At 73.0% G+C, this 14,182-nt stretch carries 14 protein-coding genes; 10 read left to right on the forward strand and 4 right to left on the reverse strand.

The window, feature by feature from the left end; translation table 11 throughout:
- Positions 1-84: 84 nt before the first annotated feature.
- Entirely contained in the window at positions 85-570 is a 486-nt protein-coding gene (locus tag QK442_RS31105; protein WP_282697435.1) for a MarR family transcriptional regulator, read from the reverse strand.
- 110 nt (positions 571-680) lie between these two features.
- Between QK442_RS31105 and QK442_RS31110 the strand changes: the two genes are divergently transcribed.
- The 6 genes from QK442_RS31110 (at position 681) to QK442_RS31135 (ending at position 5,850) form a co-directional block, all read left to right on the forward strand.
- Positions 681-1,097: an organic hydroperoxide resistance protein gene (locus tag QK442_RS31110; RefSeq protein WP_282697436.1), complete on the forward strand. Its 417-nt coding sequence runs from the start codon at positions 681-683 to the stop codon at positions 1,095-1,097.
- Positions 1,098-1,254: 157 nt separating this feature from the next.
- A complete protein-coding gene (locus tag QK442_RS31115) occupies positions 1,255-2,643 on the forward strand; it encodes a rhodanese-like domain-containing protein (RefSeq protein ID WP_282697437.1) in 1,389 nt (462 codons plus the stop codon).
- A 46-nt stretch (positions 2,644-2,689) separates the two neighbouring features.
- A complete protein-coding gene (locus tag QK442_RS31120) occupies positions 2,690-3,271 on the forward strand; it encodes a rhodanese-like domain-containing protein (protein WP_282697438.1) in 582 nt (193 codons plus the stop codon).
- Positions 3,268-4,296 (forward strand): sulfite exporter TauE/SafE family protein, encoded by a 1,029-nt coding sequence (locus QK442_RS31125; RefSeq protein WP_282697439.1) that lies wholly within the window; start codon positions 3,268-3,270, stop codon positions 4,294-4,296. The genes QK442_RS31120 and QK442_RS31125 overlap by 4 nt, the downstream gene beginning before the upstream one ends.
- On the forward strand, positions 4,179-5,015 hold the full coding sequence (locus QK442_RS31130) for a DUF2182 domain-containing protein (RefSeq protein ID WP_282697440.1): 837 nt from the start codon (positions 4,179-4,181) through the stop codon (positions 5,013-5,015). The genes QK442_RS31125 and QK442_RS31130 overlap by 118 nt, the downstream gene beginning before the upstream one ends.
- 178 nt (positions 5,016-5,193) lie before the next feature.
- A complete protein-coding gene (locus QK442_RS31135) occupies positions 5,194-5,850 on the forward strand; it encodes a DUF1326 domain-containing protein (protein WP_282697441.1) in 657 nt (218 codons plus the stop codon).
- 33 nt (positions 5,851-5,883) lie between these two features.
- On the opposite strand, the gene QK442_RS31140 is transcribed toward QK442_RS31135, so the two are convergent.
- Positions 5,884-6,561, reverse strand: coding sequence for a metalloregulator ArsR/SmtB family transcription factor (locus tag QK442_RS31140; protein ID WP_282697442.1), 678 nt, complete (start codon positions 6,559-6,561; stop codon positions 5,884-5,886).
- 87 nt (positions 6,562-6,648) lie between these two features.
- Here QK442_RS31140 and QK442_RS31145 point away from each other — a divergent pair, with 87 nt between their 5' ends.
- Both QK442_RS31145 and QK442_RS31150 read left to right on the forward strand, forming a co-directional pair.
- Positions 6,649-8,028, forward strand: coding sequence for an MBL fold metallo-hydrolase (locus QK442_RS31145; protein ID WP_282697443.1), 1,380 nt, complete (start codon positions 6,649-6,651; stop codon positions 8,026-8,028).
- Positions 8,025-9,299 (forward strand): MFS transporter, encoded by a 1,275-nt coding sequence (locus QK442_RS31150; protein WP_282697444.1) that lies wholly within the window; start codon positions 8,025-8,027, stop codon positions 9,297-9,299. Before QK442_RS31145 ends, QK442_RS31150 begins: the two co-directional genes overlap by 4 nt.
- 55 nt (positions 9,300-9,354) lie before the next feature.
- Here the strand turns inward: QK442_RS31150 and QK442_RS31155 are convergent, their stop codons facing one another.
- Positions 9,355-11,979, reverse strand: coding sequence for an RICIN domain-containing protein (locus QK442_RS31155; protein WP_282697445.1), 2,625 nt, complete (start codon positions 11,977-11,979; stop codon positions 9,355-9,357).
- Positions 11,980-12,227: 248 nt separating this feature from the next.
- On the opposite strand from QK442_RS31155, the gene leuE reads away from it, so the two are divergent.
- On the forward strand, positions 12,228-12,884 hold the full coding sequence (leuE, locus tag QK442_RS31160) for a leucine efflux protein LeuE (protein ID WP_282697446.1): 657 nt from the start codon (positions 12,228-12,230) through the stop codon (positions 12,882-12,884).
- 238 nt (positions 12,885-13,122) lie between these two features.
- Here the strand turns inward: leuE and QK442_RS31165 are convergent, their stop codons facing one another.
- Entirely contained in the window at positions 13,123-13,314 is a 192-nt protein-coding gene (locus QK442_RS31165) for a helix-turn-helix domain-containing protein (protein ID WP_282697447.1), read from the reverse strand.
- A 49-nt stretch (positions 13,315-13,363) separates the two neighbouring features.
- On the opposite strand from QK442_RS31165, the gene QK442_RS31170 reads away from it, so the two are divergent.
- Positions 13,364-14,182, forward strand: an 819-nt coding sequence (locus QK442_RS31170; RefSeq protein WP_282697448.1) for a transposase, incomplete at its 3' end; no start/stop codon positions are given.

A 14,182-nucleotide genomic window follows, 5' to 3' on the forward strand; every position in this document is an offset into this window, starting at 1 on the left:
CCGAGTATAGGAACGCCTTCGTACCCCGGCCCTTACATTTTCGGGTGCCCCCGCCCCGCCCGCCCCGTCCCCGCCCGGAGCCGCTCAGCCGCAGGAGGGGCGGAGCTCGTCCGGGTCGATGCCGTCGAGGCGGGCGGCGAGGGTGCCGAGCCGGTCGCGCAGCTCGGCGATCTCCGCGAGGTCGAGGCCGGTGGCGGCGGCGATCCGCCGGGGCACACCGAGGGCCCGCTCGCGCAGTTCCGCGCCCGCCCCGGTGACGCGGACGGTGACGGACCGCTCGTCCTCGGCGCTGCGCCGCCGCTCGACGTATCCGGTCGCCTCAAGCCGCTTGAGCAGCGGCGACAGGGTGCCGGAGTCGAGCCGCAGCCGCTCGCCGATGCCCTTCACGGGCAGCTCGCCGTGCTCCCAGAGGACCAGCATGACGAGGTACTGGGGGTAGGTGAGCCCGAGCTCCTTGAGCGCCTCGCGGTAGACGCCGTTGAAGGCACGGGTCGCCGCGTGCAGCGAGAAGCAGATCTGGTGGTCGAGCCGGAGGAAGTCCTCGCCGGGGACCGTGTCGAGCGTCTCCATGCCACCAGGATACGCGAGACCCCTCCGCGCACGATTAAGTTGTGCACAACTTAATCGTGCGCTACAAATATGAGGCCACCCCTTCCCGAGGAACAGGAACGGAAGAACCCATGGACGCCATCTACACCGCCGTCGCCACCGCCAACGGCCGCGAGGGCCGCGCCGTCAGCTCCGACGGCCACATCGACCTCCCCCTCGCCCACCCGCAGGCCCTCGGCGGCAACGGCCTGGGCACCAACCCGGAGCAGCTCTTCGCCGCCGGCTACGCGGCCTGCTTCAGCAGCGCCATGGGCGTGATCGCCCGCCAGGAGAAGATCGACATCTCCGAGGCGTCCGTCACCGCCGAGGTCTCCATCGGCAAGGACGCCGCCGACGGCGGCTTCGGCCTGGCCGTCGTCATGCGCGCCGAGTTCCCCGACCACCTCCAGGGCGAGGCCGGCCGGGCCCTGCTGGAGAAGACCCACGCCTTCTGCCCGTACTCCAAGGCCACCCGCGGCAACATCAGGGTCGACCTCGTCGTCGAGTAACACCCCGCCGCCGGGCCACACACACCCTCACACCCCCCTGGGTATCCCACCTCCGGGTGAGATACCCAGGGGGGTATTTGACTTTTCCGCGCGACGCGCCCTACCTTCGATCCCGTAAATACCCCGGGGGGTATTCGAAAGAGTGAGGGAGCCCGCCATGTTCTTCGCCCAGTACTACCTCGACTGCCTCTCCCAGGCGTCGTACATGATCGCCGACGAGACGACCGGGCAGGCGGTGGTCGTCGACCCGCGCCGGGACGTCTCGGAGTACCTGGCCGACGCGCGGGCGCACGGCTTCACGGTGACGGGCGTGATCAACACGCACTTCCACGCGGACTTCGTCGCCGGGCACCTGGAGATGGCCGCCGAGACCGGCGCCTGGATCGGCTACGGTTCGCGCGCCGAGACGGAGTACCCGATCCGCCACCTCGCCGACGGCGAGCGGATCCCCCTCGGCGACGTCACCCTCCAGGTCATGGAGACCCCCGGGCACACCCCGGAGTCCGTCAGCGTGCTGGTGTACGAGCACGCCGGCGACACCGTCCCGTACGGGGTCCTGACGGGTGACGCCCTGTTCATCGGCGACGTCGGCCGCCCCGACCTGCTCGCCTCGGCGGGCGTGACCGCCGAGGAGCTGGGCGGGATGCTGCACGACAGCGTGCAGGGGAGGCTGATGGGCCTTCCGGACGAGGTGCGGGTCTTCCCCGCGCACGGCGCCGGGTCCGCCTGCGGCAAGAACCTGTCCACGGAGAAGCAGTCCACCATCGGCGAGCAGCGGGCCACCAACTACGCCTGCGCCCCGATGAGCCGGGAGGAGTTCGTCGCCCTCGTCACGGCGGGGCAGCCTCCGGCACCGGGCTACTTCGCCTACGACGCCGACCTCAACCGCAGGGAGCACCCGCTGTACGACGGGGCCTCGCCCTCCCGCCCGCTGTCCCCGGCGGAGTTCGCCGGGCTGCGGGCCGGCGGGGCGGTGGTGGTCGACGCCCGCGACCCGCAGGAGTTCGCCGCCGGGCACCTGTCCGGCGCGGTGAACGTGCCGGCCGACGGCCGGTTCGCCGAGCAGGCCGGGACCGTCCTGGACCCGGCGGACGAACTGGTGGTCATGGCGCCGCAGAACCGGGAGGAGGAGGTCGTCACCCGCCTCGCCCGGATCGGTCTCGACCGGGTCGCGGGCTATGTCCGCAACCCCGAGGACGTCCTGAGGCTGATGGCCGACGAGGTCTCCCCCGCGAGCCGTCTCACCGCCGCCCGCCTGAAGGCCGCCCTCGCGGGCGACAACCCGCCGCTCGTGGTGGACGTGCGCACCTGCGGCGAGCGCGAGGCCAACGGCTTCCTCCCCGAGGCCCTGCACATCCCGCTGAGCGAACTGCCCTCGCGTGCCGACGAGTTGCCCGCCGACCGCCCCCTCGTCCTGCACTGCGCGGGCGGCCACCGCTCCTCCGTCGCCGCCGGCCTCCTGCGCCGGCGCGGCTTCCGGGACGTCTCCGACGTCCTCGGAGGCTGGGCCGCCCTGGCCCTCGCGGCCGAACGCACCGCGGTCTGACCACTCCCCCCTATACCCCCACCCGTATACGACCTCCGGAGCCGCAATGAGCGCCCAGCGCACCGTCCAGTCCGTCACCCCCGCCGTCCTGCACCCGCTCGTCGCGGAAGGCCGCGCCCCGCGCCTGCTCGACGTGCGGACGCCCGCCGAGTTCCGTACCGCCCACATCCCGGGCTCGTACAACGTGCCGCTCCACACCCTGCGCGAGCACCGCGCGGAGCTGCGCTCCCACCTGGACGAGGAGGTCGTGCTGGTCTGCCGCTCGGGGCAGCGGGCACGCGAGGCCGAGCAGGCCCTCGCCCAGGCCGGTCTGCCCAACCTCCGCGTCCTGGAGGGCGGCATGAACGCCTGGGAGGCCGCCGGGGCTCCCGTGGAGCGGGGCCCCGAGCGCTGGGACATGGAGCGCCAGGTCCGGCTCGTCGCCGGCTCCGCCGTCCTCGTCACCGGCCTCCTCGGCGTCCTCGTCCCCGGCGTCCACCTCGTCGGCACGGCGATCGGCGCCGGCCTGACCTACGCCGCGATCGGCAACTCCTGCGCCATGGGCGTCCTGCTCTCCAAGCTCCCCTACAACCGCGGGCCGCGCACCGACATCCGTACCGTGATCGCGGAGCTGCGGAGCGCGTCGTGACCGTCCTGGTCGTCGCGGCCTCGCTGCTCATCGGCGTCAGCCTCGGCGTCCTCGGCGGCGGCGGGTCGATCCTGACCGTCCCGATCCTGGTGTACCTGGCCGGGCAGGACACCAAGGAGGCCATCGCCACCTCCCTCTTCGTGGTCGGGGTCACCAGCCTCGCGGCCCTCGTCCCGCACGCCCGCGCCCACCGGGTCCGCTGGCGGACCGGCCTCCTCTTCGGCGCCTTCAGCATGGCCGGCGCCTACGGCGGCGGCCGGGCCGCCGAGTACGTCCCCGGCACCGTGCTGCTCGTCGCGTTCGCCCTGATGATGCTGGCCACGGCCTTCGCGATGCTCCGCACGCCCCGGAAGGGGCGTACCCCCGCCCGGTCCGCGCACCAGGACCTGCCCCTGACGCACATCGCGGCCGAGGGCCTGGCGGTCGGTGCCGTGACCGGTCTGGTGGGCGCCGGCGGCGGGTTCCTCGTCGTCCCGGCCCTGGTTCTGCTCGGCGGCCTGCCGATGGGCGTCGCGGTCGGGACCTCGCTCCTCGTCATCGCGATGAAGTCCTTCGCGGGACTCGCCGGGCACCTCTCCGGCGTGTCGCTCGACTGGGGCGTGGCCGTGACCGTGACGGTGGCGGCGGTGGCCGGCAGCCTGGCCGGGGCCCGGCTCGCGGGGCGCGTCCCGCAGGACGCGCTGCGCAGGGCCTTCGGCTGGTTCGTCGTCGTGATGGGCGTCCTCGTCCTCGCCCAGCAGCTCGACCCCGCCCTGTGGACCCACCCCGCCACCTGGGCCGCGCTCGGAGCCGCGGGGGCCGCCGCGCTCACCGCCCGGCTGTGGCGGCGATCGAGGCCGCGGCCCGAACCGGTCGCGTCGCAGGGGGACGTGTGCTGTTCTGGAAGCAGCCGCAGGAAGGCATGCCGATGCGTCGCAGCCGGATCTCCGCCTTCGTCCCCGCCCGGTCGGCCGCCCCGACCGGAGCCGGCGGGGGGCTGCTGCCCAAGCGGGATCTCGCGGTCGCCTGGCTCCTCGTCGTCCTGATCACCGTGCCCGCCTGGGTGCTGACCATCGGCCAGGCCCGGGACATGGGCGTGGCGCCCGGCACCATGGGGATGGCGCTGCCCCTCTTCCTGCTGCTCTGGGTGACGATGATGGCGGCCATGATGCTGCCGTCGATGGCGCCGGTGGCCCTCACCTGGGTGCGGGGGATCGGCCGCCGGTCCTCCGGCTGGACCCGGACCGCCCGCACCGTCGCGTTCATGGGCGGGTACCTGCTCGTGTGGACCGCCTTCGGACTGCTCGCCTACGCGGCCCTGGCCTTCACCGGCGGCCTGGTGGACGACCACCCCACCGCCGGACGCTGGATCGGCTCGGTCGCCTTCCTGCTCGCGGGCCTGTACCAGCTCGGCCCCCTCAAGAACGTCTGTCTGCGGCACTGCCGCGACCCGATGAGTCATCTGGTGCGTTACGCCGGGTTCCGGGGACCGGCCCGCGACCTGCGGGTGGGCGTCCACCACGGCGCGTACTGCGTCGGCTGCTGCGCCGGGCTGATGGTCGTGCTCGTCCCGCTCGGCATGATGAACGTGGCGGCGATGGCCGGACTGGCCTTGGTGATCTTCATGGAGAAGCTGTGGTCCCGGGGCGTCCTCCTCGGCCGTGTCGTGGGCGTCGCCTTCCTCGTCCTGGCGGTGCTCGCGCCGTTCCAGGACTGGATGCTGCCGGGCCTCGACGGCTCGATGCCGTCCATGGGCGGCATGTGATCGTCCGGGCGCGTCCGGTCGCTCCCTCGGGTCCGCCGTGGGGGCCGGCCGCTTTCCCGCCCGGGGGCATGAGGTGCAAGCTGGAAGGGAGACCGTTCTCCGATCCCGGGAACGGGCTCGGGACACGCGGTCTCGCCACTCCGAGTGAGCTCCTTGGAGCTCGGCTGGAGGAAGCGAGATGACACAGCAGGCCACCACCGGCACCCGCTGGCACCTGGCCGGCGACTGGTTCGACGTGTGCAAGTGCGCCATTCCCTGCCCGTGCACGTTCGCGCAGCCCCCGACCTACGGCGACTGCGAGGGCGTCCTGGTCTGGCACATCCGGGAGGGCAACTTCGGCGACGTACGGCTCGACGGCCTCAACGTCCTGATGCTCGGCTCCTTCGAGGGCGACGTGTGGGCCGGCACGCACACCGACCCGTACGCCGCGGTCTTCCTCGACGAGCGTGCCGACGACGAGCAGCGCGCCGCGCTCGGGGCCGTCTTCGGCGGTGAGGCGGGCGGATGGCCGGCGGAGTTCGGGGCGATGTTCCACCCCGAGATGCGGGGCATGGACGTCGTCCCGATCCACGTGGAGATCGACGAGGACCTCGCCACCTGGCGGGCCGAGATCCCCGGCCGTGTCCTGGCGACCGCCGAGGCCCTCACCGGCCCCACCACCCCGGAGGGCGCACGCGTCCAGGTCCACAACATCCCGGGGTCCGAGGTGGGACCTGGCCAGATCGCCACGTGGGGGCGGGCCACCGTCGACCGCGCCGACGCGTTCGGCTTCACCTGGGAACGCACCGGGAAGTCGAGCAAGCACTTCCCCTTCGACTGGAGCGGCCCCGACTGAGGAGCCCGCCGTGGGGCGGCCGGGTGCGGAGGGTCAGGCCGCGTCCCCGGTGTGTACGGGGAGGTCGGCCAGGCGCCATTCGAGCATGCCGTCGCTGAGCCGGACCGCCCGCCGGCCGCGCCCGGCGAGCAGGCGAACGGCGTCGTGGGCGAGGGCGCAGTACTCGCCGCGGCAGTAGACGACGGCCTCGACGCCGTCCGGCAGTTCACCGAGGCGGTCGGCCAGTTCGGCGACGGGGATGCTGACCGCGCCGGGGATGTGCCCGGCGCGGTACTCCTCCGCCGGCCGTACGTCGAGCACGACCACGTCCCCGGCCTCGGCGCGGGCCAGGAGCTCCTCGTGGGTGATCCCTGCGGTGCCGTCCTCGCCGAGGTAGGCGGCGCGGGCGGCGGGGACGGCGGCCTGGTGGTGTTCGGCGACCTTGCGGAGCAGGGCGAAGAGCCGGGCCACGTCGTCCCCGGCGAGCCGGTAGTGGATGCGTACGCCCTCGCGGCGGGTGGCGACGAGACCGGCCTGCTTGAGGATCTGCAGATGGGCCGAGGCGGTGGTCAGGTTCAGCCCGGCGGCCTTCGCGAGCGCGTCGACGGTGCGCTCGCCCTGGGCGAGCAGATCGAGCAGTTCCAGCCGTTTCCCGCTGGCCAGGGCTTTGCCGCTGGCCGCGAAGGCATCGTAGAGAGCTGCCTTGGTCCCGTTCTTCGTGGCGTCCCGCATTGCTTCCTCCAAATATCTATGGATTACTGTAACTGAAGTCCGGCGAGGACGCCCCCGCCCGGCGAGGGCCTAGGGAAGGACAGCACGATGGGTTTCGCCGACGATCATCTGATCCCGCTGGTCGACGAGGGGCTCGGCAACAGCGCCTACCTCGTCGACCTGGGCGACGGCCGCGCCCTCGCCGTCGACGCGAGCCGTGACCTGCGCGCCCTGCGCGCCGCCGCCGGGCGGCGCGGCCTGACCGTCGCGTACGCGGCCGACACCCACCTGCACGCCGACTTCCTCTCCGGCGCCGTCCAGCTCGGCCACGACCACGGCGCCACGATCCTCGCCTCCGCCGCCGGTCACCGCGGATTCGACCACCGGGGCCTCGCCGACGGCGACGAGGCCGACCTCGGCGGCCTGACCCTGCGCGCGCTCGCCACCCCCGGGCACACCGACGAGCACCTGTCCTTCCTCCTGCTCGACGGCGGCCGGGAGCTCGGCGTGTTCACCGGCGGCTCGCTGATCGTGGACTCCGCCGCCCGCACCGACCTCCTCGGCGCCGACCGTACGGAGGAGCTGGCCCGCGCCCAGTACCGCTCCCTGCGCCGGCTGGCCGCGCTGCCGGACGCGACGGCGGTGTGGCCCACCCACGGCGCCGGGTCCTTCTGCTCCGCCCCGCCCGGTGCCGAGCGCACCACCACCGTCGGCGCGCAGAAGCGGAGCAACCCCCTGCTCGCGGCTCCCGACGAGGACGCCTTCGTGGCCCGGCTGACCGCGGGCCTGGGCAGCTACCCCGCGTACTTCGACCGGCTCGCCGAGGCCAACCGGCGCGGCCCCGCAGTCCTGACCGGCCCCCCGACCCTGCCCGGGCTCTCCGCAGGGCAGGTCCGCGCCCTCGTCGCCGACGGCGGTCACGTCGTCGACGTCCGCCCGGCCGCGGCGTACGCGGCCGGCCACGTCCCCGGCTCCCTCTCGATCCCGCTGCGCGCCGCGTTCGCCACCTGGCTCGGCTGGCTCCTGCCGGACACCGCCCCGCTCGCCTTCGTCACGGACGAGGACCAGGACCCGGGCGAGCTCGTCCGGCAGGCGTACAAGATCGGCTACGAGCGGCTCGCGGGGCGCCTCGGCGGCGGGATGGCGGCCTGGCTCGCCGACGGGAACCCGCAGAACAGCATCGCCTTCCTGCCCCCCGACCGGGCGGGAGACCGGCCGTACGTCGACGTCCGGCAGGAGTCGGAGTTCGCCGCCGGACACGTGCCGGGCGCGGTCCACCTCGAACTCGGCGGCCTGGCCGCCGTCGCCGCGGACGCCCCGCGCCGTCCGATCGTGGCCTGCGCCCACGGCGAGCGGGCCATGACCGCCGCCAGTCTCCTGGAGCGCGCCGGCCACACCGACCTCGCCGTCCTCCACGGCGGCCCGGCCGACTACGCCGCCGCCCACGGGCAGCGGCTCGTCCAGGGCACGGGGGACGCACGCGCGTGAAGACCGGCCCCGCCTCGGCGAACGCCGCCGCCCGTCCCGTACGCCTCGGACTGCGCGAGAACCGGCTCCAGTTCGCCCTGCTCGTCGTCGTCAACGTCTGCGTCGGCGGCCTGGTCGGCCTGGAGCGCACCACCGTCCCGCTCATCGGCTCCGAGACCTTCGGCCTCACCAGCGACCTGGCCGTCTTCTCCTTCATCATCGCCTTCGGCCTCGCCAAGGCCCTCACCAACCTGGCCGCCGGGGCCCTGACCGCCCGCTTCCGCCGCAAGCAGCTCCTGGTGGCGGGCTGGCTGATCGGCGTCCCCGTCCCCTTCGTCCTCGCGTACGCCCCCTCATGGGGGTGGATCGTCGCCGCCAACGTCCTGCTCGGCCTCAACCAGGGCCTGACCTGGTCGATGACGGTCAACATGAAGATCGACCTCGTCGGCCCCGCCCGGCGGGGGCTCGCCACCGGTCTGAACGAGGCCGCCGGTTACACCGCCGTCGGCGTCACCGCCCTGCTCACCGGCTACCTCGCCACCGGCTACGGCCTGCGCCCCGTCCCCGAACTCGTCGGCGTCGTCTTCGTCGTCGCCGGTCTCGCCCTCGCCCTCGTCGTCCGCGACACCGCCGCCCACGTCGCCCTGGAACTGGCCCGGCACACCACTCCCCTGCCGGCCGGCGAGGCCACCGGCCTGAAGGCCGTCTTCGTCCGCACCTCCTGGCGCGACCGCTCCCTGCGCGGCGCCAGCCAGGCCGGGCTCGTCAACAACCTCAACGACGGCCTGACCTGGGGCGTCTTCCCCCTCCTCTTCACCGACCACGGCCTCGGCCTGGCCGCCGTCGGCCTGATCAAGGGCCTCTACCCGATCCTCTGGGGCCTCGGCCAGATACCCACCGGCCACCTCGCCGACCGCGTCGGCCGCAAACCCCTGATCGTGTACGGCATGCTCGTCCAGGCCGGCGGCTTCGTCCTCGCCCTGGCCCTGCTCGACCGCCCGCTGCTCGCGGGCGTCCTGTCCGCCGTCGCCCTCGGCCTCGGCACGGCCATGGTCTACCCGGCCCTCATCGCCTCCGTCTCCGACCACGCCCACCCGGCCTGGCGCGCCAACGCCCTGGGGACGTACCGGTTCTGGCGGGACATCGGCTACGCGGCGGGAGCCCTGGTCGCGGGCGTCCTCGCCGACGCCCTCGGCCTGGACGCCACCGTCATCGCCGCCGCCGTCCTCACCGCCGGCTCAGGGCTCCTCGCCGCCCGCTGGATCACCGAACACCGCCCCGGCGGCCGCTGATACACGCCGCCGGGACGGTGGGATCGGTCAGGAGGAGCCGATCAGGACGGGTCGGTCAGGACGGGTCGCCGTACTGGAGGCCGCGTCCGTTGGTGCCGACGTAGACGCGCCCGTACACGTCGGGGTCGCCGGTGATCACGCCGACGCCGCCGATGGCGCCCCACTGGTGGGCGTCGTCGTTGACGCGGAGCCAGGTGGCGCCCTTGTCGGTGGAGCGGAAGACGCCGGTGACGTCCTTGACCGTGCCGATCAGGTACAGGGCCTGGTAGGAGGCGCCGGGCGCGGCCCTGCCGAAGCCGAGGGCGGAGGCGGACCTCACCGTGGTGAGCGGGGTGAAGGTGCGGCCGCCGTCGGTGGAGTGCAGCAGCCCCTTGTCGCCGCCGGCGATCCACAGGTCCCCGGCGACGCCGGGCACGGCCGTGAGCCGGCCGGAGGGCAGGCCGGTGGCGCGGGCGGTGAAGGTCGCGCCGCCGTCGGTGGAGGCGTGGAGCGTGCCGCCGGACAGGGAGTAGAAGGTCCGGGCCGAGGAACGGTCGGCGACGACCACGGCGCCGGTCCCCAGACCGCCGGCCTTCGACCAGCTCGCCCCCTTGTCGGTCGAGCGGTACGGGGCCTGTCCCGCCTGGGTCCAGACGATGGTGGAGCCGTCCGCCGCGAGCGCGACATGACCGTCCTGGGCGCCGGCCACCGGCTCCGCCTTGAAGCCGGTCCAACTGCCGCCGCCGTCGGTGGAGTAGGCGCCGTCCTGCGCGCCGCCACGGCCTACGCGGACCATCATCGAGGGGTTCGACTGGGCGAAGTCGATGTCGGTGCTGTTGGTCATCATCGGGTTGGCCAGCCGCCCGGCCGGCACCTTGGTCAGGTCGTCGTGGCGGAAACCGCCCTGGTCGCCCATGGCGGTGACGACGGCGGCGCCGCCGGGCGGGGCGATCGCGTCCATCAGCGCGGTCTCCTCAAGGCCCCGGGCCCCCGCGGTCCAGTGGCTGGTGCCGCCGCCGTCGGTGGCGTCGGCGTCCTTGCTGCGCCAGATGCCGTTGCCGGTGCCGTACAGCACGTGCCCGGAGTGGAAGGGGTCGATGGCCAGGGCGGTCATCCAGTGCCCGGTGTGGTCGCCGATGTAGGGGGCGGCGGAGGCGTCCCGCACCGCCTTCGCGGCCTGTGCCTTCCAGGTCGTACCGCCGTCGGTGGACCGGTAGAACTCGTCCTCGGGCCACCAGCGGCCGAGGGTGGTGACCATCACCGTGGACGGCTTCCGCGGGTCGACGGCCAGGCCTGAGAAGCCGTAGTTGCCCTGGGACGGGGAGATGTTCTTCCACGCCCCGGAGGCGGGGGTGTGCTTCCAGACCGAGCCCGCCGTCACGCCGTTGGGTCCGAGGGCGTTGGTGTACGTCACGTACAGCGAGCCGTCGCCGGAGAGCACGCCGTGCTGCGGCATCTGGCCGGTGGGCTGTCCGGGGACGGCCTGCCAGGTGCTGCCGCCGTCGGTGGAGCGGTAGAGGGAGGTGGACTTGTCGGCGACGCCGACGTAGACCGTCCTGCTGCCGGCCGGGCCGTATGTCACGAAGGAGATGCCCGCGCCGCTGCCCGCCCCGTCCTTGACGGGGAACGAGGAGACCTGACGCCACGTCACACCGCTGTCGGTGCTGCGCCACAGGCCGTTCTTGCGGGTGCCGAGGAGCAGGGTGCGGTTGTCCGCAGGGTCGATCACAAGGCGTTCGCCCGCCCCGCGGCCGTCCTCGTTGCCGCCCAGTTTGAAGGGCAGGTCGGTGCGCTGGAAGGTGCGGCCCCGGTCGGTGGAGCGCAGGATCGCGCCGTTGCCCGCCCAGTCGTTGGTGTAGGTGCCCGCCGCGAGGTAGAGCCGGTCGGGGGCGACGGGGTCGGTGGCCAGGGCGTCGATGCCCAGCAGGTTCCAGTCCTTCTCGCCGAGCCAGTCGGTCAGCGGGATCCACTGCTCGGCCGCGGGGTCCCAGCGGTAGGCGCCGCCCATGTCGGTGCGCGCGTACAGCAGGCCCTTCTCCCGCGGGTTGAACACCAGGCCCGTGACGTAACCGCCGCCCACCACCTGGGCGTTCTTCCACACGTACGGTCCGGTCGCGGCCGTCTGGGTCTCGGTCACCTTCACCAGCTTCCAGTGCTGGTTGGTGCTGCCCTTGCCGCGGTACTGGATGATCGCCGCGCCCTGGGCGGTGGTGCCTCCGGAGACGTCCAGGACCTGGCCGCTCCTGCGGGAGGTGAAGGTGACGGCGCCGGAGCCGTCCACCTCGTCGATCCGCCACTCCTGGGAGGCGGAGGGGCTGTCGGTCTGCTGCTCGGCGGCGGCTCCCTGGGCGGTCGAGTCGCCCGCTATGCCGAGGACCTTGCCGCTGTTGCGGTTCACCAGCTCGTAGTAGCCGTCGCCGGTGGGCCTCAGTCTCCACTGCTGGTTGGCGGTGTTCTGGTCGGTCCACTGCTGGATACGGGTGCCGTCGGCGGTGGAGAAGGCCTTGACGTCCATCACCTTGCCGCTGCGTACGGAGACCAGGCGGTAGTAGGCGCTGCCGTCGACCGTCACGGCCTGCGACTCCTCCTGGGTGAGCAGGAGGTACGGGACGACGGCGGCGGGCACGCCGAGCAGCAGGGCGGTGGCGCTCCAGCGACGGCGGTGACGGCCGCGGCGCCCGCCGTTCGTGGGGTGGTTCATGGGGGGTTGTTCTCCTTGCGGACGGTACAGAGAAAGGGGGATCCGGGCCTTCGGCCGGGCGGATCCACTCCCTGGTGGCCGCCGCCCCGCAAAAGGTTGCCGCGCTCCGGGAACTTCTTCTCCGGAAATCGGCGTGACGCGGGGCGGCCGGGAGGAGAGGGTGAGCGCACGCGGGGTGCGAACGGGAAACGACGTCGGACGGCGGCGCCGCCCGTCGGGCCCGGCGGGCGGACGGAAGGGGTGGCGAGATGCTGGGAGTGGAGAATCTGCCGACCTACGCCCTGGGAGCGCTGCTGATCATCCTGCTGCCGGGGCCGAGTTCCCTGTTCACCCTGTCGGTCGCCGCACGGCTGGGGGTCAGGGCCGGTTGTCGTGCCGCGGCGGGGGTGTTCCTGGGCGAGACCCTCCTCATGGTGGCGACGGCCGCCGGGCTCGCTTCGCTGCTGCGGGCCGACGAGCTGCTGTTCTCCCTCGTGAAGTACGCCGGCGCCGGCTACCTCACCTGGATCGCCGTGGGCATGATCCGGGCGGCGTGGGCGATGTGGCGCCGCCGCAAGGAGAAGACGGCGGAGGACACCGCGGCCGCCGCCGACCCGTCGACGGGCGGAAGGCTGTTCCGGCGCTCGCTGGTGATCACCGTCCTGAACCCGAAGGCGATCCTGTTCTTCCTCTCGTTCTTCGTGCAGTTCGTCGATCCCCGGTACCCGTACCCGGCCCTGTCCTTCGCGCTGCTCGCCCTCGTCTACCAGGTCTTCAGCATCGCGTACGTGACCGTGCTGATCCTCGCCGGCGCGTACCTCGCCACGCAGTTCCGCCGCCGTCGGAAGCTGTCGGCGGGCCTCACGACGGCGGCGGGGGCGCTGTTCCTCGGTTTCGCCGCGAAACTGGCCACGGCGAGCAACTGAGCGCGGTTTCCCCCTAGTCGGGGATACGGGTCGCGCAGGTGGTGAACGGCTCGTTCAGCCCGATCGGTCGACGATTCAACCGATACGCCCGCATCACACCCGGCAACCGACAGCCAGCACCCAGCACCCGCCCAGGCGGACAACCCGCGGCGGCCCTGTCGAACCGACCGGCGGAGGCGGACCGAGGTGCTGAAAGCTGCTGCCGAGAGTCTCATCGAATCTCGCCTTTGGTCGTCCTTCATCTCTTACGGGTGGGATGTTCGGCGCGCCATGCGTCGAGTTCGGCCCGGGGCCACAGGAGGGTGCGGCCGATCTTGCGGGGGGTGGGGAAGTCGGGGCTGCGGCGATGGAGGTTGTAGAGGGTGCGCCAGGCGATGCCCAGGCGGGCGCAGGCTTCTTCGCTGGTGATCCAGTCTTCGAGGGATTCCATGCCCTAAACTGTAGTCACTGACTGACCACAAGGGCGAGGGGAGTCCGGCATGCGCAAGTTCCAGCCGCGGCCGGGTTTCGTGGTGCAGGCGTTCCGGTTCGCGCTGGATCCGAACGCCGCCCAGGAGCGGGCGTTGCGTTCGCACTGCGGTGCGGCGCGGGCGGCGTACAACTGGGCCGTCGGCTGGGTGACCGCGTCGTGGTGGCAGCGCAGGGCCGAGGAGACGTACGGCGTGCCCGAGGCGGAGTTGACGCCGTGGCGGCCGTGGTCGCTGCCCGCGCTGCGGAAGGCGTTCAACGAGGCCAAGAAGACCGATCCGCGGTTCGCCTCCTGGTGGGAGGAGAACTCCAAGGAGGCGTACGGCACCGGCCTTGCGAACGCGTCCGCCGCGCTCGACAACTACGCCAAGTCCAGGCAGGGCAGGCGGCGTGGCAAGAGGGTGGGTGCGCCCCGGTTCAAGACGAAGCGGAAGGCGCGCCTGGCCTGCCGGTTCACCACCGGCACCATCCGCGTCGAGGACGGGCGGCACGTCACCCTGCCGAGGCTGGGCACGATCCGCACCCACGAGCCCACCACCAAGCTCCTCATCCGCCTCCAGGTCGGGACCGCGCGCGTCCTGTCCGCCACCGTGCGGCACGAGCGCGGGCGCTGGTTCGCCTCCTTCCAGGCGGAGGTCAAGAAGGACCTGGTCCGGGTCGCCCGCCCCGAAGCCGCCGTGGGCGTGGACCTCGGCGTGAAGTCGCTGGCGGTGCTGGCCGACAGCACGGGCGAGATCCGCACCGTGCCCAACCCGAAGCACTACGACCGGGCGCTGAAACTCCTGCGCCGGGCCTCCCGGACCGTGTCCCGCCGCCAGGGGCCGGACCGG

Origin of the sequence: Streptomyces sp. CC208A, assembly GCF_030010625.1 — a bacterium.
Lineage (GTDB): Bacteria > Actinomycetota > Actinomycetes > Streptomycetales > Streptomycetaceae > Streptomyces.